The sequence below is a fragment of the Bradyrhizobium sp. MI1.3 genome, assembly GCF_055811695.1.
The window spans coordinates 192,439-211,153 of the sequence record NZ_JBVVPQ010000003.1; the positions used below are offsets into that span (position 1 = coordinate 192,439).

General features: G+C 64.3%; 16 protein-coding genes and 1 tRNA gene. 9 read left to right on the forward strand and 8 right to left on the reverse strand.

The genetic code is table 11. From position 1 onward, the window contains the following. The first annotated feature begins 149 nt into the window (after positions 1-149). Positions 150-1,241: an enolase C-terminal domain-like protein gene (locus AC0L3A_RS03255; RefSeq protein ID WP_354128674.1), complete on the forward strand. Its 1,092-nt coding sequence runs from the start codon at positions 150-152 to the stop codon at positions 1,239-1,241. Here AC0L3A_RS03255 and AC0L3A_RS03260 read toward each other — a convergent pair. After that, the gene (locus AC0L3A_RS03260) at positions 1,238-2,512 is read right to left on the reverse strand and encodes a lipase family protein (protein WP_473253585.1); all 1,275 of its coding nucleotides are present in this window, start codon (positions 2,510-2,512) and stop codon (positions 1,238-1,240) included. The genes AC0L3A_RS03255 and AC0L3A_RS03260 overlap by 4 nt on opposite strands. A gap of 202 nt (positions 2,513-2,714) precedes the next feature. Beyond that, positions 2,715-2,957 (reverse strand): hypothetical protein, encoded by a 243-nt coding sequence (locus AC0L3A_RS03265; RefSeq protein WP_035995285.1) that lies wholly within the window; start codon positions 2,955-2,957, stop codon positions 2,715-2,717. A gap of 100 nt (positions 2,958-3,057) precedes the next feature. Here AC0L3A_RS03265 and AC0L3A_RS03270 point away from each other — a divergent pair, with 100 nt between their 5' ends. Then, the gene (locus AC0L3A_RS03270; RefSeq protein WP_354201669.1) at positions 3,058-3,756 is read left to right on the forward strand and encodes a DUF4440 domain-containing protein; all 699 of its coding nucleotides are present in this window, start codon (positions 3,058-3,060) and stop codon (positions 3,754-3,756) included. A 190-nt stretch (positions 3,757-3,946) separates the two neighbouring features. On the opposite strand, the gene AC0L3A_RS03275 is transcribed toward AC0L3A_RS03270, so the two are convergent. After that, positions 3,947-4,021, reverse strand: a tRNA-Val gene (locus tag AC0L3A_RS03275). A gap of 74 nt (positions 4,022-4,095) precedes the next feature. Beyond that, entirely contained in the window at positions 4,096-4,455 is a 360-nt protein-coding gene (gene cpdR, locus AC0L3A_RS03280) for a cell cycle two-component system response regulator CpdR (RefSeq protein WP_007597092.1), read from the reverse strand. 401 nt (positions 4,456-4,856) lie between these two features. Here cpdR and AC0L3A_RS03285 point away from each other — a divergent pair, with 401 nt between their 5' ends. From AC0L3A_RS03285 to AC0L3A_RS03295, 3 genes are all read left to right on the forward strand, one after another. Beyond that, positions 4,857-5,747, forward strand: coding sequence for an N-formylglutamate amidohydrolase (locus AC0L3A_RS03285; RefSeq protein ID WP_219680662.1), 891 nt, complete (start codon positions 4,857-4,859; stop codon positions 5,745-5,747). Positions 5,748-6,285: 538 nt separating this feature from the next. Next, positions 6,286-7,068, forward strand: a complete 783-nt coding sequence (gene hisN / locus AC0L3A_RS03290; protein WP_219680659.1) for a histidinol-phosphatase — start codon at positions 6,286-6,288, stop codon at positions 7,066-7,068. A 75-nt stretch (positions 7,069-7,143) separates the two neighbouring features. Then, the gene (locus tag AC0L3A_RS03295; protein ID WP_219680655.1) at positions 7,144-8,109 is read left to right on the forward strand and encodes a Bug family tripartite tricarboxylate transporter substrate binding protein; all 966 of its coding nucleotides are present in this window, start codon (positions 7,144-7,146) and stop codon (positions 8,107-8,109) included. Positions 8,110-8,117: 8 nt separating this feature from the next. On the opposite strand, the gene AC0L3A_RS03300 is transcribed toward AC0L3A_RS03295, so the two are convergent. Next, positions 8,118-9,008 (reverse strand): LysR substrate-binding domain-containing protein, encoded by an 891-nt coding sequence (locus AC0L3A_RS03300; RefSeq protein WP_007597112.1) that lies wholly within the window; start codon positions 9,006-9,008, stop codon positions 8,118-8,120. A gap of 89 nt (positions 9,009-9,097) precedes the next feature. On the opposite strand from AC0L3A_RS03300, the gene AC0L3A_RS03305 reads away from it, so the two are divergent. After that, a complete protein-coding gene (locus tag AC0L3A_RS03305; protein WP_007597114.1) occupies positions 9,098-9,850 on the forward strand; it encodes a sulfite exporter TauE/SafE family protein in 753 nt (250 codons plus the stop codon). Positions 9,851-9,856: 6 nt separating this feature from the next. Here AC0L3A_RS03305 and AC0L3A_RS03310 read toward each other — a convergent pair whose 3' ends face one another. Next, on the reverse strand, positions 9,857-10,489 hold the full coding sequence (locus tag AC0L3A_RS03310) for a LysE family translocator (protein ID WP_219680653.1): 633 nt from the start codon (positions 10,487-10,489) through the stop codon (positions 9,857-9,859). A gap of 246 nt (positions 10,490-10,735) precedes the next feature. Between AC0L3A_RS03310 and AC0L3A_RS03315 the strand changes: the two genes are divergently transcribed. Continuing rightward, positions 10,736-12,532 (forward strand): adenylate/guanylate cyclase domain-containing protein, encoded by a 1,797-nt coding sequence (locus tag AC0L3A_RS03315; protein WP_219680650.1) that lies wholly within the window; start codon positions 10,736-10,738, stop codon positions 12,530-12,532. Between the two features lie 175 nt (positions 12,533-12,707). Continuing rightward, positions 12,708-15,473: a di-heme-cytochrome C peroxidase gene (locus tag AC0L3A_RS03320; protein WP_473253586.1), complete on the forward strand. Its 2,766-nt coding sequence runs from the start codon at positions 12,708-12,710 to the stop codon at positions 15,471-15,473. Positions 15,474-15,669: 196 nt separating this feature from the next. Here the strand turns inward: AC0L3A_RS03320 and AC0L3A_RS03325 are convergent, their stop codons facing one another. Next, a complete protein-coding gene (locus tag AC0L3A_RS03325; RefSeq protein ID WP_473253587.1) occupies positions 15,670-16,617 on the reverse strand; it encodes an alpha/beta fold hydrolase in 948 nt (315 codons plus the stop codon). A gap of 219 nt (positions 16,618-16,836) precedes the next feature. On the opposite strand from AC0L3A_RS03325, the gene AC0L3A_RS03330 reads away from it, so the two are divergent. Further along, positions 16,837-17,298 carry an Hsp20 family protein gene (locus tag AC0L3A_RS03330; protein ID WP_007597127.1) on the forward strand — a complete coding sequence of 154 codons (462 nt, stop codon included), beginning with the start codon at positions 16,837-16,839 and terminating at the stop codon, positions 17,296-17,298. Positions 17,299-17,525: 227 nt separating this feature from the next. Here AC0L3A_RS03330 and AC0L3A_RS03335 read toward each other — a convergent pair whose 3' ends face one another. Next, the gene (locus tag AC0L3A_RS03335) at positions 17,526-18,272 is read right to left on the reverse strand and encodes a hypothetical protein (RefSeq protein ID WP_473253588.1); all 747 of its coding nucleotides are present in this window, start codon (positions 18,270-18,272) and stop codon (positions 17,526-17,528) included. Positions 18,273-18,715 lie beyond the last annotated feature (443 nt).

Here is an 18,715-nt window from a genome sequence, read left to right on the forward strand (position 1 = left end):
GCACGCCCGGACTGAATTCGGCTTCTCACGCCGGCTTCAACTCCCGCGCAACCCCATTTTATGGTGGTCGCGGTCGGCGGCTTTTCGTTTCATCACGGATGTTTAAGATCGGCACGAACCTGCATTCACTCCGCCGGGAGATCCACCAAATGACCGAGACCATCCGTATCAAGCGCTTCAATGCGCGCCCCGTCATCGTGCCGATGAACCTCCCGCTCAAGACCTCGACCGGGGCTGTCGCAAAAGCGCCGCTGGTGCTGATCGACTGCGAGACCGACGTGGGCGTGCGGGGGCACGCCTATCTGTTCTCGATCACGCCCTCGGCCTTGAAGCCGTTGGCGGCGATGGTCGCGGAAATGTCAGAGCTGCTTGCGGGCGACGAGCTGCTGCCGTTCGAGATCGAGCGCAAGCTGACCCAGCGCTTCACCCTGCTCGGCCTCGCCGGCCTGCAGCGGCTGGCGCAATCCGGCATCGACATGGCGGCCTGGGACGCGTTGGCACGCGCACGCGGCCTGCCGCTGGCGCGGCTGCTCGGCGGCGCGCCAAAACCGGTCAGGGCCTACAATTCGAAGGGGCTCGGCATCATGCCGGCGGATGCCGCGGTGGAGGAAGCCCACAAACTGCTGGCCGAGGGCTTTCAGGCCGCAAAGATCCGCGTCGGCCGCCCCGATGCACGGGAAGACCTGAAGGTGGTGCGCGCGGTGCGCAAGGCCGTCGGCGACGACGTGACCTTGATGTGCGACTACAACCAGGCGCTGACGGTGACCGAGGCGATCCGCCGCGGCGAGATGCTCGACGACGAGGGGCTGACCTGGATCGAGGAGCCGATCCGTCACGACGATTATGAGGGCAACGGCCGTATCGCGGACGCGCTGCGCACGCCGGTCCAGATCGGCGAGAATTTCGACAGCGCGTTCGCGATGCAATCCGCGCTCTCCGCCGAGGCCTGCGACTTCGTGATGCCCGACGTGCAGCGCATCGGCGGCGTCACCGGCTGGCTGCGCGCCGCCGCACTGGCGCATGCCGCCGGCGTCGAGATGTCGACGCATCTGTTCTCGGAAGTCAGCGCGCATCTTTTGTGCGTAACGCCCACCGCGCACTGGCTCGAATATGTCGACTGGGCCGACGCGGTGCTTTCAACGCGGCTGATCGTCAAGGACGGCTTTGCCCTGCCGGGCGAGGAGCCCGGCAACGGAATTGTGTGGGACGAGGCGGCGGTGAAGAAGTATCTCGTGAGCTAATCGTTGAAAGCGATGCCCTTCGCGGCCTCGCCCGGAGCGCCGGGCTCGGCAATTCCCGCGCAATTGGCCTGCGGCTTTTGTCCGGCGAGCATGCCGCGGAAGAACGCGAGCGCATCCGGGAAGGCCGCGTTCAGGCCGCCATTGTGCGTCGCGCCGGGATAAGTCTTCCAGACCACCTCGTTGCCGGCCGCGCACAGCGCCGCGACTTCGGCATATTGCCGTGTCGAGACCAGCGTGGAATCGGCAAGACCGGTCCCGAGCAGCACCGGCACCTTCAGCCGCACGGCCTTCATGTCCGTGATCGGCGTCAACCGCGCCAGCACATTGGCGATGGGCTCGACATAGACGTTCTCGGCGGTAATGCCGTCCTTGCGCGCGACCTCGCGCATCTCAGGCGTGCAGCTTTCACGCGCCGCTTTCAGGACCGGCTTGCCCTTGTCGGAGACGAGATCGTCGGCGGACGGCGCACCATCCGGCAGCGAGCCGCCGAGCATCATCAGCGACGTATAGATCGGCGAAGCGATCGCGGTCGTCTGCGGCGGCTTATAGGGGCCATCGGGGAACGTGGACACCAGGCCCGTCGCCACGGTGGCGATCAGCGGCACGTCGGGCGCGTAGCTTTCCGCGATCACGGTCGCGCCGATTGCGGCGCCCGAGCCTTGCGATTGTCCGGTGACGAAAACCTTTGAAGCGAGCTTGTCGCGATACGCGGCGAGCGCAGCACGCGCGCCGTCGAGCACGGAGCGCCCTTCCGCCTCCCAGATCAGATACGGATGCGGCCCCGCGCCGCCGAGCCCCTGATAATCGGTCGCCACCACCGCAAACCCGTTCTCGAGCCAGCGCTGGATGTAGGTGGCATCGCGCGGCTTGTGCCCGGTCCAGGACGGCGCACAGGAATCCGACACGCCGAGCGTGCCGTGCGCCCACGCGACCAGCGGCCAGCCTCCGGCCGGCGGCTCGCCCTTGGGCAGATAGACCGTACCGCTCACCGGCACGATACCGGCGTGCCAGCGCACATCCGTGGATGTGTAGAGGATGCGCTCGGCGACACCGGCGCTCGTGATCTCCGGCTGCGCAAGCATCGCCTCCCTGCGCAGCATCACGCCGGGGCTTTCTGGGAGGGCTTGGGGCCAGCGATAAAAGCCGGACAGGTCCTGATCGCCGACTTTCGGTCCCACCGGCAGCGACGAATCCGCGTGGGCTTGCGCCATCGCGAGGCCTGTGACGACGGCGAGCGCCATCACGAATTTCGGACTCGGGGTTTTGAACATCGGCGTCTCCAGTTCCCTTGCAGTGTGCCGCATTTTTGTTGGCGGGTTGATTGCCGCAGCAATGCACTTTCCGCGTCGATTATGGAGACGATCGTGCGCGGGTCCAAGTCTATTTGAGGCAAGTCTATTTCAGGCAAGTTTTTTGCAGACACGTCTTTTCGGACACGTCTGTTCAGAGATGGGCAGATGCCGGTCTGCGTAGCTACCAGGTCTCCGCGCCGGGGATTTTCTTGCGCACCGCCCGGCGCTGGATCCAGATGCAACGGCGCACGGCCGTATTGGAGCGGCCGACCGCGGATATTCCTTGGCCGGCCTGCAGCAGTGGCGCCACGTTTTCGCGCAGCGCGCGGCAGCGCTGGAGCTCAGCCTGCCAGTCGATGATGGCTGCGTCGGCCCGCGACGCCATCAGCGACAATATCGCCACGGCAAGACAGCTCCCTCGCATGGTGCGCATTCCCTTCACCGTGATGTGGCCGGATCGCGCCAGGCGGCATCGTGGCCCGGATGTCATCCGAGCTAATGACACTGCAAGACGATAACTCAACTTGACGCCGGCGGCGAGAGCTTGCCGGTTACGTCCCGCGGCATCCGACAGCCTGATCCAACGCATCTGTGATGCAGCTGTGAGCTCTGATCGCGCGATCCTGAAAAATCAGCGAAGCGATCAATGGTATGACAACCAGCATTCAAAACGCCAGCCGGCAAACAACGAGGTGAACATGATCCTTCCCAGGAAGTTTTTGGCCAGCGCCGGGTCACGACCGATTGCGCGACGCCCCCATCTTGCCGTGATGACCGCAGCGCTGTTTTTCGCCGCAACGTTCTGGCCAGCGGGACCTGCGCGCGCTGCCGCAAATGATGCCGAGGCGCGAGCCATCTTCGACAAGTTCATTGCCGCGCAGAATGCGCATAGCGCAAACGATGTGAAGGCCATGCTCTGGAATTCGCCGAGCACGCTGTTGTTTGCGAGAGGGATCGAGACCAGAGGCCGTGATCCGATCGCCGACCGCTTCAAGGCGTATTACGAAGGCACCTGGCACCTCGAACCCGACATGTCGAAATTCCACGTCGCCGTGATCTCGAACGAGGTCATGCAGGTCCTCGTGCCGATCGTCTTTACGCGCGGCCTTCCGGGCAAGCCGCCACAACAGAACACGTTTCTGATCAGCCAGACCTACGTTCAGGATGCGGACGGCTGGCACGTCGCCTCCATCCTTCCGGTCGCGAATACGGAACTGAAATAGGGGGATTTAGCGGCGGTATGTCGGCTAAGGAGGCTGCCGCTCCAGTCCGTCTCCGCTCTTCGAGCTACGCCGGACACGCTTCGCCGCAATCAGATTGGTGGCTTGCCGAGCCGTAGCTCGCGGCGGGAGCCCGCCTGCGCCCCTTGGGCTTCGGCGTGGCATCCTTCACTCGGCTATCGCGAGCGAAGGATGGTGGGCGCGACAGGGATCGAACCTGTGACCCCTACCATGTCAAGGTAGTGCTCTCCCGCTGAGCTACGCGCCCTAGATGTCGTCTAGATCGGGTCGGGTCCCTATAACGGCTCAGGGGAGCCGGTGCAAGGACGGAAGGCGGCCGATTTAGGCCGCCAGCATCTTGTTCACTTCGCTGACCAATTCGCGCAAATGCACAGGCTTGGACAGCACCTTGGCGTTCTTGGGGGCGTCCGAATCCGAGTTCAGGGCGACCGCGGCGAAGCCGGTGATGAACATGATCTTGATGTCGGGGTCGAGTTCCGAGGCCCGGCGGGCGAGCTCGATGCCGTCCATCTCCGGCATCACGATGTCTGTGAGCAGCATTTCGAACGGCTCTTCCCGCAGCCGCTGATAGGCGGCCATGCCGTTATCGTGGGACGAGACCTGAAAACCGGCGTTTTCCAGCGCCTTGACCAGGAAACGGCGCATGTCGTTGTCGTCTTCGGCGAGCAGGATCTTTGGCATGGCGGAAATGTCGAATCCCCAGAGGATATCAGCAGAGGTCACTAAGCCCGACGGAGGGTAAATTTGGGGTGAAAATCTTTACCCTCAGCCGGCCGTGCTTGCCGGCCCCTTGTGAACCTGAAAGCAGTTCGAAGCAATCGAGCCGTACTTGCCGGTCCCCACCTCGCTGCCCGCAGGGTTAAGACATGTTCCAGCACAGATCTCATCTTTTCGCTTGGCAGGATGGTTGCGATTCCGGACAATGACGACACATAAGAGCCGCCCGATCGGCCGAATCAATGCGTTGAGGCCGGTGCCGGGCTTGTTGGATCGTGCGGCGCCAAGGGTGAAGCCTGATACCAACGGGCAAAGCCTGATTGCCAAGGGACGAAGCCTGACACCAAGGGACGAAGCCTGAGAAGATGACCCGGTTTGACGGCGACAAGTCGCCAGCCTTCGAGATCGTTGAGCCCGCGCAATGGCGCGCGCCTGTTATCTTCAACTCGCCCCATTCCGGCTCGACCTATCCGGACGAATTTCTCAGCGCCTCCAGGATCGACCTGCCGACGCTGCGGCGTTCCGAAGATTCCTTCATGGACGAGCTGATCGGCCATCTCAGCGAGCGCGGCTTTCCGACCGTGCGGGTCAACTTTCCGCGCTCCTATGTCGACGTCAACCGCGAGCCCTACGAGCTCGATCCCCGGATGTTCACCGGGCGCCTGCCGAGCTTTGCCAACACCCGCTCGATGCGGGTTGCCGGCGGACTTGGCACCATTCCGCGCGTGGTCGGCGACGGCCAGGAGATCTATCGCGAGCGCATCCTGGTCGACGACGCGCTGGGGCGGATCGAGACGTTGTACAAGCCCTATCATCGCGCGCTGCGCCGGCTGATCAACAGGGTGCACCAGATGTTCGGCACCGTCGTGCTGGTCGACTGCCATTCGATGCCCTCGGTCGGCGTCTCCCGCGACGAGCCGCGCCGGCCCGACATCGTGATCGGCGACCGCTACGGCACGAGCTGCACGCCGCTATTGCCCGACCGGGTCGAGGAGACCATGGCCGGCCTCGGCTATTCGATCGGCCGCAACAAGCCCTATGCCGGCGGCTTCATCACCGAGCATTACGGCAACCCGGCCAGTGGCCTGCACGCCGTGCAGCTCGAGCTCAACCGCGCAATCTACATGGACGAGCGGCGGCGCGAGCGCAGTCCACGCTTTGCGCAAGTGGCGTCGGACTTCGGCGTGCTCGCCGACGTGCTGGCGACTACGATCCCGTTCGGCGATCTCGGCCCGTTCCAGGCCGCGGCGGAATAGGCGCAACGTTTTTCTTCTAACGATTGTGTTGGGTGCGATCAGCGCGAACGCGTTTCGCGGCGCGCATTGAAATGAAAGCCGATGCTGAGAGAAAGCAGAGGCTGAAAGAAAAAAGGGCCGCTTCTAATGAAGAAGCGGCCCAAGTCTAGGGAGGAAACGCCCAAGGAGGGCAGCAGTAACGCGAGAAGCGCTACCGCACCGCAACAATATGCGGCCGCGACGCACAAAGTGCAAGGGCTTTCGAGCGATTTCCCATGCAATGAGGACATAGCTCGGTTGCTTCCAGAGAAACCCAGATTCAGTTCCTTTGATAAGGAAATTCAATGGGTTGATAGTCATTTGCATACGAACAAGGCAGGCCCGGAACTAAGGTTTCAACTCAATGATCGATATTTGCCCAGCGGGTGTCTTCGACGAGGCGAATGCTTCCCGCATCCAAAATACCAGGGTGCAAAAGCAAGACAGCGCTGCACGATTCTTCCGATTTGAGCTAGGCAGGAGTGAGCTTCACCCGACTTTCGCTTTTTGAGGATACGCCGTGACGGTGATCGATTTCTCCGCCTTCATCGGACGGCTCGCCACCGCCTCCGGCGAAACCATCCTGCCATTCTTCCGCACCTCGCTGTCGATCGAGGACAAGAGCAAGACTAGGGAATTCGACCCCGTGACCGAGGCCGATCGCGCTGCGGAGGCGGTGATGCGGCGTCTGATCAAGGCCAACTTTCCCCAGCACGGCATCGTCGGCGAGGAATTCGGCAACGAGCGCGAGGATTCGGACTATGTCTGGGTGCTCGACCCCATCGACGGCACCAAATCCTTCATCGGCGGCTTTCCGATCTGGGGCACCCTGATCGCGCTCCTGCACAAGGGCACGCCGGTCTACGGCATGATGCACCAGCCCTTCATCGGCGAACGCTTTTCCGGCGACAGCGGCTCCGCTCATTATAAAGGCCCCTCCGGCGAGCGCCGGCTCCAGGTCCGGCGCTGTGCTTCGCTGTCGGAGGCGACGACCTACACCACCAGCCCGCTGCTGATGAACGAGCGCGACCGCGCCATCTTCGGCCGCATCGAGCAGGGCGCGCGGCTGTCGCGCTATGGCGGCGACTGCTACTCCTATTGCATGCTGGCGGCAGGTCACGTCGATCTCGTGGTTGAGACCGAGCTGAAGCCTTACGACATCGCAGCCCTGATCCCGATCGTGACCGGCGCCGGCGGCGTCGTCACCACCTGGGAAGGCAAGCCGGCGCAGGGCGGCGGCCGTATCGTCGCGGCCGGCGACGCCAGGGTTCACGAAGAAGCACTGAAACTGCTCAACGGATAGGCGATCTATTGTTTGCGCATGATCCTCTCGGAAAACCGCTGCACACTTTTCCGGATCATGCTTCAGGGAGCCTGCATGAAAACCCGGCGTAGGCTCCTCCTCGCATTCCTGCTTCTGTTTCCGACGCTCGCCTCCGCCCAGAATTTCCCGGCCAGGCCGATCAAGCTGATCGTGCCGTTCCCGGCCGGCGGCCCCAACGACATCATCGCGCGGGTGATCGGCCAGCGTATGTCGGAGCTGTCAGGGCAGCCGGTTCTGATCGACAATCGCGGCGGCCAGGGCGGCGTGCTCGGCACCGATGCCGTCTCCAAGGCTGCACCCGACGGCTACACCATCGCGATCTCCAGCGCCGGCGCGTTGGCGATCAGCCCGAGCATGGAAAGGGTCGCCTACGATACGCTCAACGACCTCACACCAGTGACGCTGGTGGCGACCGTGCCGGAAATGCTCGTTGTCGCCACCAACGTTCCCGCAAAGGACATCGCGGAATTGATCGCGCTCGCCAAGGCGCAGCCCGGAAAGCTCAACTTCGCCTCCTCCGGCCCCGGCAGCCTGCCGCATCTCGCCGGCGAATTGTTCAAGCTGACGGCGAAGATCGGCATCGTGCACGTGCCCTATCGCGGCGCGGCGCCCGCCGTGAACGATCTGCTGGGCCAGCAGGTGCAGATGACGTTCCTGGATCTCCCCGTGCTGCTGCCGCAGGTCAAGGCGGGCGCCCTGCGGCCGATCGCGGTGGGCTCCGCCGAGCGTTCGCCGACGGCGCCTGACGTGCCGACCACGGCGGAAGCCGGCTTTGCCGATCTGCGCATCGAGAACTGGTACGGCATGGTGGCGCCGAAGGGCACGCCGAAGGAGATCGTCGCGGCGCTGCATGCCCTCGCCACGAAGGCGATGGCGGATCCCGCGGTGAAGGAAAAGCTCGCCGCCCAGGGCGCGACGCTTGTCGGCGATGAGCCGGAGCATTTTCGCAGCTTCATCGCGGACGAGACCAAGAAATGGGCGAAGGTGATCAAGGACGCTGGCGTGGAGACCGCGAGGTAGCGCAGAGCTCACACTGCCGCAGACCGCAAATGCTCCACCAGCATCTTTGCCGGGCGCGGCAGCGTCTTGAAGCTTCGCGCGCAGATCACGAGTTTGCGGTTGGCCCAGGTATCGCGCAGGCGGACCATGGCAAGCGGCATCAGTTTCGCGCAGCGGCGGGCCGCGGCTTCGGGCACCAGGGCAACGCCGACATCGGCGGCGACCATCTGGCAGATCGCGTCGAAATCGCGCAGGCGTGCGCGGTAATGCGGCCGCATGCCGAGCCGAGCGGCGTGCTTCGAAATATGCACCTGAAGCGCGGTGGCGCTGGTGAGCCCGACGAAGTCGCAAGCGCCCGCCTCCTGGAAATCGATCGCGCGGCGGCCGGCGAACGGGCCGCGCCTGGACGTCACCAGCGTCAGGCGATCCTCGCTGAAGGCGAATCGCTCGATATGATCGGGCAGCGCGTGCTCGGCTGCGAAGCCGAGATCGGCCGCGCCCGCAGTGATCGCGGCCGCGATGTCGGTGCTCTCGCGCTCCTCGATGTCGATGGCGACGTCGCGATGCTCGCGCAGGAAGCCGGCAAGCGCCTTCGGCAGATGCTCCGAGAGGCCGGAGGTATTCGCGAGGAAATGCACGCTCGCGCGCACGCCGCTGGCAAAGCCGGCGAGATCGCCCCGCATGGCGTCGATCTGGTGAATGACGAGACGGGCGTGATCGAGCAGGCTCTCGCCGGCCGAGGTCAACTCAACGCCGCGGCGCCCGCGCTTGAGCAGCGCGACGCCGAGCGCATCCTCCAGCCCCTTGATGCGCGCGCTGGCTGAGGCTAGCGCCAGATGCGACCGCTCCGCGCCGCGGGTGATGCTGCGCTGGTCGGCGACCGCGATAAACAGCTGGAGGTCGACGAGGTCGAAGCGCATCCCGGGTCCCTCCAGCCTTCGCTCCAGACGAAGGCTTTCTCCGTAAGCTACAGATTGTGCCGACGCGCGGCATCGGTCAATGTGCAGATATGATCGACCCGCTCCTCATTCTCATCGCCGCCATCTTCCTGCTCGCCGGCTTCGTCAAGGGCGTGGTCGGGCTTGGCCTGCCGACGGTGTCCATGGGACTGCTCGCCGTGAGCATGGCGCCGAGCCGCGCGATCGCCATCGTGATCGTGCCCGCCATCGTCACCAACATCTGGCAGACTTTCGTCGGCCCCCATTTGCGCGACATCCTGCGGCGGCTGTGGCCGCTGATGATCGGCACCGTGATCGGGTGCTGGCTCAATGCCGGCGCGCTCACCGGCCCGCATGCGCGCTACGGCACGATCGTGCTCGGCGTCCTGCTCGTCATCTACGCGATCATCGGGCTGAACAAATTCCAGTTTCACGTTGCGCCAAAGAACGAGAAATGGGTCGGTGGCGTCGTCGGTGTGGTCACCGGCGTGATCTCGGCCTCGACCGGCGTGCAGGTGATCCCCTCGATGCCGTTCATGCAGGCGATCGGCATGGAGAAGGACGAGCTGGTGCAGGCGCTCGGCGTGTTCTTCACGACGGCGACATTGGCGCTCGCCTTCAACCTCACCGCGGGCGGATTGCTGACGCCGGCCAATGCGGTGCCGGGCGCCGTCGGCATGGCGTGCGCGTTTGCCGGCATGTACATCGGCCAAACGGTGCGGGCGCGGATGCCGGCGGAAGCGTTTCGCCGCTGGTTCCTGATCGCGATGATCCTGCTCGGCCTCTATCTCGCCGGCAGCGCGCTGCTGAAGGAATTCGCGTAAAAGAAGTTACCGCGTCTCCAGCATGGCGACGCGGACGCCGAGATAGATGAAGAGGCCGCCGAGGGCACGGTTGACCCAGGCGATCGCGCCTTCGGAGCTCCGCAGGCGGTGGGCGGCCCTTGCCGCGAACGCCGCCAGCACCAGGCACCACAGCGTTCCCGTGCAGATGAAGATCAGGCCGAGCGTCAGGAAGGCGAGCGGCTTGTGCGCCGAGTCGGCTGCGACGAATTGCGGCAGGAAGGCCAGGAAGAACAGCGCGACCTTGGGATTGAGCGCGTTGGTGAAGACGCCCTGGAGGAATACCCTCCGCAGCGAGCTCTGCACCGGCTCGTCGATGGCCGAGGCCGGCACCGGGCGCGACCACAGCATCTGAAGCCCGGTCACGACGAGATAGGCCGCTCCAACCAGCTTCAGGATCGAGAACGCGGTCGATGAGGCCATCAGCAGGGCCGAAAGCCCGATCGCGGCGCCCGCGACATGGAAAAAGCAGCCGCAACTGATGCCCAGCGCGGCCGCGGCGCCACCTCGCCAGCCCAGCTGCATGCTGCGGCCGATCACATAGACCGTATCGGGCCCCGGCGTGATGTTGAGCAGCACGCCCGACAGGACGAAGAGCCAGATTTCGTGAATGCCCAGCATGTGTGACGTACCTCCGCCGCCCAACCGTGGCCCAAGAGGCCGGCTTAGTGGGTTCGCTCGTCCCCGTCCACTGCCGGGATTGCCGAGGATTTACCTCGAATTTGCAATGCGGTTCGTACTTTCGCTCGGCCTCATCTGCTCTATAAGGAACGGGTTCTTTGAACGCGGGATTCGAGGCGACGGCCACGCCGTGGCCGGTCCTCGATCTCTTCCAAGTCTCTTGCAAGTCTCTTGGAGCTCCGGAATATGGAAAGACGTCTGGCTGCCATTGTCTGCGCCGATGTCGCCGGCTATTCGCGCATGATGGGCACCGATGAGGCCGGCACCCATGCCGCCTTCAAGGCCCATCGCAGCGCGATCCACCCCATCATCCTCAATCACGGCGGCCGCGTCGTCAAAAACACCGGCGACGGCTTCCTGCTGGAATTCCCCTCGATCGTCGGCGCCACCGAGGCCGCGATCGCGATGCAGACGCTGATGGCGGAGCGCAATCACCATCTGCCCGCCGATCGCGCCATGCAGTTCCGCCTCGGGATCCATATGGGTGATGTCATCGCCGACGAGGACGAGGTCTTCGGTGACGATGTCAACATTGCCGTCCGCCTCGAAGCCGTGGCGAGCCCCGGCGGCTTCGCGATCTCGGCCAAGGCCTACAAGGAGGCCGGCAAGCATCTCACCGTGCCGCTGGTCGATGCCGGCAACCACCGCTTCAAGAACATCAAGGATCCGATCGGGGTCTGGACCTGGACGCCTGAGGGTGCACCGGCGCTTGCGCCCGCGCTGAGGGAGGCATCCGCCCTCTCGCAGCAGTACCGCACCGCGATCGTCGGCGTGCTGCCTTTTGCCAATCTCAGCGACGCCCAGGACGAGTATTTCTCCGATGGCCTGACCGAAGATTTGATTCACGCGCTGTCGCTGCAATCCTTCTATCGCGTGCTGAGCCGCAACTCGACGTTCGTGTTCAAGGGCAACAACGTCAGCACCCGCCTGATCGCGCGGGAGATCGACGCTAGCTATCTGATCCAGGGTTCGGTGCGGCGTGCCGGAGCCAAGATCCGCGTCACCGCAGAGCTGATCGCGCCGGAGACCGGCGAGCAGCTCTGGACTGGCCGCTACGACCGCGACATCGGCGATCTCTTCGCGATGCAGGACGAGATCACCACCAACCTGTCCGCCGCCATCGCCACCGAGATCGTCCGGGCCGAGGCCTCGGCGCCGGCGCGGCTGTCGACCGACGTCACCGCCTGGGACCGCTTCCTCAAAGGGCTGTCGCACTATTATCGGCAAACCAAGGAAGACCTGGCCATCGCCGTCGACCTGTTCCGGGAGGCCATCAGGCTCGAGCCCAAGCTGTCGATTGCGCATGCCTATCTCGCCACGATCCAGATCCAGAGTATCCATTTCGGCTGGGTCAAGGGCACGCGCGAGATGTGGGCCGAGGCGATGAAGCTTGCCGAAACCAGCGTCCGGCTCGACCCGCGCTCGTCATTTGCGTTCTCGATCCTGTCCTGGACCCACGCGCTGGAGGGCCATTACGAGGCCGCGATGGATGCCGCCAAACGCGCCGTCGCGCTCAACCCCTACGACAACGGCGCGCGCGGCGTGCTCGGCATCTGCCATTTCGCCGTCGGCGAGCACCGCGAGGCGATCGAGCTGTTCTCGATGGCCGCACAGCGCGACAACAGCGATCCGCGCTACCAATGGGCCGCACTGAACGCCTTCAGCCATTATTTGCTGGGCCAATATGACGCGACCCTGTCATGGGCTCGAGAGCAACTCTACATCAACCCGAACCATTTGCAGGCGCTGGCAATCCGCGCCGCGGCGCTGGCGCAATTGGGGCGGGGCGACGAGGCGATCGAGGCGACCCGCGTGCTCATGGCTAATTACCCGACACTCAATGTCGACCGCCATTTGCGCAATTTCCACTGGAAGCGGCCCGAGGACCTCGCCCATTACCGCGCCGGACTCTTGAATGCGGGCGTGCCGCTCGGCAAACTGACCCTGGTCTTGAGCGACGTCAAACGCGTCGCCGAATCCTGAGGGCCAGCCGCGGCCACCCGGCAATGTCCCCTCCGCCTTTATTGACACGACAGTGAATTCAGCCACACTCCGCTACACGCTGAAGTAGTATAACGTGTTGTCGGTTTGTCAGGACTTTCCGCGCTCTATCGCCGCGTCTGTATTTCACGATTCGCCGTTTTCAGGATTTTGGGCCATGCATGACTCCGCTCCGAAGCCCCCCTTCGCCCCCTCGATCCAGGTCTCGCCGAACAATCCGTGTCCATTCCTCCGCGGCCTCGTCGGCGAAGGGTTTGTTGACGGCGGAACCGTCCCGCTCGGCACGCTGTCGCAAACGATCGCGAATGCAAGCGGCGAGACCGGGCTGAAGAAGGTCTCGGCCCGCATCCAGGTCCGCGGCGTCGCGCTTATCGCCAACGGTCTTGGTCACGTCCTCAAGAGCATATTTTCGGGCGCGCAGCTCGACGCGTTGCGTGGCGGCCCTCTCGACAAGCGCGGTGCCGGCTCGCGCGTGCTCGGCGTCGACGGCAAGGTCGATGAGGACGAGCTTGCGCGGTTTGCGAGCTTCGGCCGGACCTACCAGGATCCGAACGGCGGCGGCTCCGAGCCCGGTCTCAACGCCTCGGAAATCGGCGTCTTCATGCGCGACAACCTCAAGCGCGCCGGCAGCGCCGCGCGCTGGTACTACCCCCTGCTGATGAAGTTCGAATGGCCGATCCTCCTGAAGATCGTGGGCAAGGGCGCGGGTGAGGACCGCTATCTCAGCGTGGCCGACGTGCGCACTCTGTTCAACGAGCGGCAATTCCCTGCTCGCATCAATCAGCGGCTCGTCTCGCAGCCGGTGCTGTCGACCTGCCAGCGCGTGGTGCGGGGCGCCCTCAAGGTTGCGGCCCTGCTCGTCGCCCTCGGTCTCGCCTTGCTCGTTGCGGTCGCCGAATTCCCCGACCAGGTGCGCGCCATGCTGCCGCAAAAGGGAATTCTCGTGAATCTCCTGCCGCCGCCCTTGCCCGCGGTCCCCGAGACGAAGGCGGCCTTTTGGCTCGAACAGAACTGGTCGCTGAAGGACAGGCACTGGTTTCACCATGCCAGCCAGGGCACCGCGACCTTCCCGGTGCCCTATGAATGGTTCATGGCCCTGGAGCAGCCGCGCCTGCATCTGTTCTCGCGGCCGGGCATGATGACGGACAGCGCCTATCTCGAGCGCTTCGGGTTCATCCCGAGCCCGCAGTCGATCCAGACCGACGCGACGTCACTGCGCCGCTTCGGCTACGCCAATGTCTACGAGACGACGCAGGTGCCGGACTGGTCGACGAGGTGGACGCCGGCGGAGAACGTCGACGGCCTGCCGGTCGGCTTCGCACGAATGACCGGGGTCAGCGATCCCGCGACGGGCCGTCGCGAAGAGGACAAGATCGGACTGACCTGCGCGGCCTGCCATACCGGCCAGATCCACTACCAAGGCGTGGACGTGCGTTTCGACGGCGGTCCGGCCATGACCGATCTGAAGAAGCTCGAGCTCTCCACCGGCCTGTCGATCGCCTACACGCTTTACGTGCCGTTCCGCTTCCAGCGCTTCGCCGATCGCGTGCTCGGCCCCGATGCCAGCAAGGCTGACCGCGCCGCGCTCAAGCAGAAGCTCAGCGCGATCGGCAACTTCCTGATCGACTGGGCGCAAACCCAGCAAAAGACGATTGAAGGCAAGAAGACCTGGAACGGCCGGCAGCAGAGTGACACCGAGGAAGGGTTCGGTCGCCTCGACGCCCTCAATCGCATCGGCAATCAAGTCTTTTCGCAGGATCTCGCGCTGAGCGGGCTTAAGGGTTTCGAGAAGAACCTGCACGCCCAGGACGCCCCGGTCAGCTATCCCCCGATCTGGACCGTGCCCTGGTTCAAGTTCGCCCAGTACGACGCCTCGATCGAGCAGCCGCTGATCCGCAACGCCGGCGAAGCCCTCGGCGTGACGGCGCTGCTCAACCTGTCCGACGCCTACCCGGAGGACAGGCTGTGGCGGTCCTCCGTTCATATCAACACGCTCGGCTGGATCGAGGACATGCTCAGGGGGCCAGATCCGTTCAAGACGGCAGATCCCTCCACCGGTCCGAAGTTCGGCGGCCTGCTGGCGCCGAAATGGCCCTCTCAGATCCTTGGCGACAATTGGAGGCTCGATCAGAAGAAGGTCGACAATGGCCGCAAGATCTACGCCGAGATGTGTTCCGGATGCCATCTGCCGGCGATCGACACCCCGGCTTTCTGGTCGTCGGGCCATTGGGAGCCGAGCGGCGACAGCAAGGTGCTGAACGCGGTGACGATCCCCCTCGACGAGATCAAGACGGATCCCGAACAGTCGCTCGTGCTCAGCAACAGGATCGTCGATTTGCCCGGCTTCCTGAAGGTGAATACGGCCGACCTCCAGAAATGGTGGCAATGCGATGTCTCGACCGCGAGTTCGCCGACCGAGATGGTTTATGCGCTGGGGCTCATGACGGTGGTGGATCTCGTCGCCCGCAAATGGATGGACGACGAGAAGACTCCGGACGCCGAGCGGGCGAAATTGTGGAATCTCGCGCGCAAGAACTGCCTCAATCCGGTGGGTGGGGCACGCTATCGGGCACGGCCGCTGAACGGCATCTGGGCCACGGCGCCCTATCTGCACAACGGTTCGGTGCCGTCTCTCTACTGGTTGCTGAAGCCTGCGAGCGAGCGCCCGCAAAAATTCTGCATGGGCCGCCACGACTATGATCCCGTGACCGTCGGCTTTGCGGTCGCGGCCAACGAGAAATGCAAGACGGGTGAAACCGAGTTCTCGGCGGGGTCGGACAAGGATCCGATCCAGGGCAACAGCGTGCTCGGCCATTCCTTCGAGCGCAAACCGGGCGAGGAAAAACGTCCCGGCGTCATCGGCCGCGTGTTCAAGGACGACAACGAGCGCTACGATCTGATCGAGTATCTGAAGACGCTGTAGTCGAGCTCTGTCCCAAGCAGGCCGCCCTCATCCTGAGGAGCCCGCGCAAAGCGGGCGTCTCGAAGGATGGCCGCGGGCGAGAGCCGGGCCTTCATGGTTCGAGACGCGCGTTCCGCGCTCCTCACCATGAGGGTCTTGCGAACTAAGCGGGGCGAGGGAGCGCACCTCGCGCGCAGCAGCCATTCACTTCAAATCCTCACTTGAACAGCGGCGTGCCCGGCACGAAGGCGTCGAAGGCGGCCCAGAATTGGGAACGGTAGCGGTCCTGCTCCTGGAGGATCTCGTGCTTGGAGCCGGCGATCACGAGATGGGAGCCGGCGCGCAAATGATAGGCGAACTCCTCGATCGCCGCGATCGAGACCACGGTGTCGCTGGAGGCCGCCAGCATCAGGATCGGCTGACGGATCTCGGACGGGTAGTTTTTGCCCCTGAAGGTGTTCATCGCGCGGAAAGCGGTATCGGCCCAGGCGACCGTCGGTGACGCCAGCCCGAGGGTCGGATCCTCCTCAAGGATCGCGGCATTGCGCGCATAGCGCACGGGATCGCTGGTCAGCGGATTGTTGATGAAGGGATTGAGCCCGGTGATCTGGTCGCTGCCGCCGGGGACATAGCGGCCGCCCATTCCCAACACGCGCATCGTCTTCAGCAGAGCCCGCGCCGGAAACGAGGTGGCGCGGCCGGGCAGGTCGATCATCGGCGCCGACAGCACCATGCGGTCGAACCAGCGCTTGCCCGCATGCGCCACCCGCAGCATCACGGTGCCGCCCATGGAGTGGGCGAGCGCGAAGAAGGGCGGCGGGCAATCCGGCAGCACCACCTGCTGCACGAAGGTCTCGACGTCGATCTCGAAATCGGCGAAGTCGCGGACATAGCCCTTGCGCGGATCGCGCAGGCGGCGCGAGGAGTGGCCCTGCCCGCGCCAGTCGATCATCGCCACCGCAAAGCCGCGGTCGCGCAAATCGCGCACGGTCTCGAAATATTTCTCGATCTGCTCGCTGCGCCCGGTGAAGACGCAGACCGTGCCCTTGCGGTTCGCCGGTGGCGCCCAGCGCGCAAAGCGCAGCTCGACGCCATCGGGGGTCTTGATGGTACCGCTGACGACGTCTTCGGGAACGGGATTGGATGGTATCGAGACCAGCGTCATGATGAGGAGGGCTTGGGCACGAAGTGCTGCAAATCAGGGGGCGGGAGCGCCGAAAAGGCTAAGTATCCGCCCTCTTGAACGCCGTTCTCCTCAACCCATATCACCTTGGTGCAGGCCGCTACCAGTGTTTCGGAACCGGAACATCAGGCTGCACACAGACGAAAGCCCGGCCCGATTGGCGGGCGGGTTACCAACAGTCGCTCAATGGAGGACTTGACCATGCGTACCTACGACCTGACCCCCTTCTACCGTTCCACCGTCGGCTTCGACCGCCTCTTCAACCTGCTTGACCAGGCCGGTTCGGACGGCAGCCCCGGTTATCCCCCCTACAATATCGAGCGCACCGGCGAGAACGACTACCGCATCACCGTTGCGGTTTCGGGCTTTGCCAAAGATGAGCTCTCCATCGTCGCGAAGGAAAACACGCTGACGATCAAGGGCGAGAAAGTCGCCAACGAGAACTCGAAGGCCGAAGTGCTGTACCGCGGCATCGCCGCGCGTGCCTTCGAGCGCGCGTTCCAGCTTGCCGACTTCGTGCAAGTGAAGAACGCCTCGCTCGAGAACGGGCTGCTTCACGTCGATCTCGTCCGTGAGATTCCCGAAGCGAAGAAGCCCCGCCAGATCGCGATCAACACCGGTGCGCAAGGCGCACAGGTGATCGAGAACTCGGTAGCCGCGTAAATCACGTCGGCCACTTCCAAGTTGCGAAAACGCCCCGGTGCCCCGGGGCGTTTTTTTATGTCGTCCCGGCGAAGGCCGGGACCCATAACCACAGGGATTAGTGTGGCGAAGACTTGCCGTTCGGTACTCCTACCACGAATAACCGAGGGACCTCGCGGTATGGGTCCTGGCCTTCGCCAGGGCGACACCGTTGGTGTGATGCGGGCCACCGCATCAAACGCCCACGCTTAGTCCAGCCCTTGTGCCGCCGGCATCTCCTGTGTCGGCAGGATCGTCGCGGCAGGCTTGGCCTGACCTACGGTCGGCGCGGCGGCTTGCGGTGGGACCTCAGCGGGCTTTGCCGGCACGGCCGCCACGGTCTGCGTGGTAGGTTGAGCCTGCGCTGCCTGCGCCGCCGCGGGTTCGGCTGGCTTGGCGGCGACCGGCGCCTCGCGTGGCGGAGCCGCCTTCGGGAGCGGGACGGAGCGGCTGGCGACATGTGGGATCGGGGCCGGTGGGCGTGGCGGACCATTGCGGATCATGGTTGGCGGCGGTAGCGCGCTTTGCGGGCGGTAAGGCGCAACCGCAGGCTGCTCGTAGCCCGGCGCCATACCGTAGGCGTCGGCAGCCGGCATGAAGCGCAAAATCCTTCCGTCGCGGGCATCGATCACCAGCCGGCCGTCCTCGCCCCGGCGGTCAATCACCGCGATGGTGTAGACGCCGCCGCGCAGGCGCGGGATGCCCAATGGAGAAAAGCCGTTTTCGCGCAGCACCGCGTAGACCTCGGTCGATGGCAGCAGCACCGAGGCCGGCCCGCGTTCTTCGTAGCCATAGCCATAGCGCGGCGGCGGGGGCGGCGCGGCCTCCGGCGGCGCATAGGGCCCGTCGAAATCCGAGACCGCGATCATCGCCCCTCGCGCTGGAACTTGCGCTTGTGCGGCGGTCGCGGCCAGCGCCAGCGCGGCGGCAGCCATCCATCCTGTGAAAAACTTCATGATCGAGACGCTCCTGTCAGGCCCCCGGATGGATCGCACTCTTTCGCTTCTTGCGGCGTGGCGCGGCTTCCGAAGGGTTGATCAGAAGCTTCATTGGGGATTCCGGCGTCGGCGGGGCCGGATCAGGGCGCGTTTGCTTCAAAAGCGGGGCCGCGCAACTTTTGGAAAGGGATCGATTGATCTATGGGGAATCGGGACTTGCGCGCGCTTGTGTGATAGACAAAAATTTGGCAAGGTGGCGGTTAGGACAGGAAGACTGTCTCAATTTTGCTTGCGGTTCCGGCATAGGGATTGCAACGAAAGTCGGTGCTTTCGAGCGCCAAGAAGGCAACAGGCAAAGCCGTTCTCGGGGACGAAGAACGCCTTGGCCTGAATTTAAGAAAATGCGGCTCGCGAGCGGACGAGCGGTGACCCAGAAGCGGGTGCCGCGGGACGCCCAAGGT

Bases quoted from the DNA above. Each gene is read 5' to 3' on its own strand.
- AC0L3A_RS03300 (WP_007597112.1), bottom strand. From the start codon at position 9,008: ATGCGCTTCGACCTCGTCGACCTCCAGCTGTTTATCGCGGTCGCCGAC.
- AC0L3A_RS03295 (WP_219680655.1), top strand. From the start codon at position 7,144: ATGAAAACCCGGCGTAGGCTCCTCCTCGCATTCCTGCTTCTGTTTCCG.
- AC0L3A_RS03255 (WP_354128674.1), top strand. From the start codon at position 150: ATGACCGAGACCATCCGTATCAAGCGCTTCAATGCGCGCCCCGTCATC.
- cpdR (WP_007597092.1), bottom strand. From the start codon at position 4,455: ATGCCAAAGATCCTGCTCGCCGAAGACGACAACGACATGCGCCGTTTC.
- AC0L3A_RS03320 (WP_473253586.1), top strand. From the start codon at position 12,708: ATGCATGACTCCGCTCCGAAGCCCCCCTTCGCCCCCTCGATCCAGGTC.
- AC0L3A_RS03305 (WP_007597114.1), top strand. From the start codon at position 9,098: ATGATCGACCCGCTCCTCATTCTCATCGCCGCCATCTTCCTGCTCGCC.
- AC0L3A_RS03260 (WP_473253585.1), bottom strand. From the start codon at position 2,512: ATGTTCAAAACCCCGAGTCCGAAATTCGTGATGGCGCTCGCCGTCGTC.
- AC0L3A_RS03310 (WP_219680653.1), bottom strand. From the start codon at position 10,489: ATGCTGGGCATTCACGAAATCTGGCTCTTCGTCCTGTCGGGCGTGCTG.
- AC0L3A_RS03285 (WP_219680662.1), top strand. From the start codon at position 4,857: ATGACCCGGTTTGACGGCGACAAGTCGCCAGCCTTCGAGATCGTTGAG.
- AC0L3A_RS03265 (WP_035995285.1), bottom strand. From the start codon at position 2,957: ATGCGAGGGAGCTGTCTTGCCGTGGCGATATTGTCGCTGATGGCGTCG.
- AC0L3A_RS03335 (WP_473253588.1), bottom strand. From the start codon at position 18,272: ATGAAGTTTTTCACAGGATGGATGGCTGCCGCCGCGCTGGCGCTGGCC.
- AC0L3A_RS03330 (WP_007597127.1), top strand. From the start codon at position 16,837: ATGCGTACCTACGACCTGACCCCCTTCTACCGTTCCACCGTCGGCTTC.
- AC0L3A_RS03325 (WP_473253587.1), bottom strand. From the start codon at position 16,617: ATGACGCTGGTCTCGATACCATCCAATCCCGTTCCCGAAGACGTCGTC.
- AC0L3A_RS03315 (WP_219680650.1), top strand. From the start codon at position 10,736: ATGGAAAGACGTCTGGCTGCCATTGTCTGCGCCGATGTCGCCGGCTAT.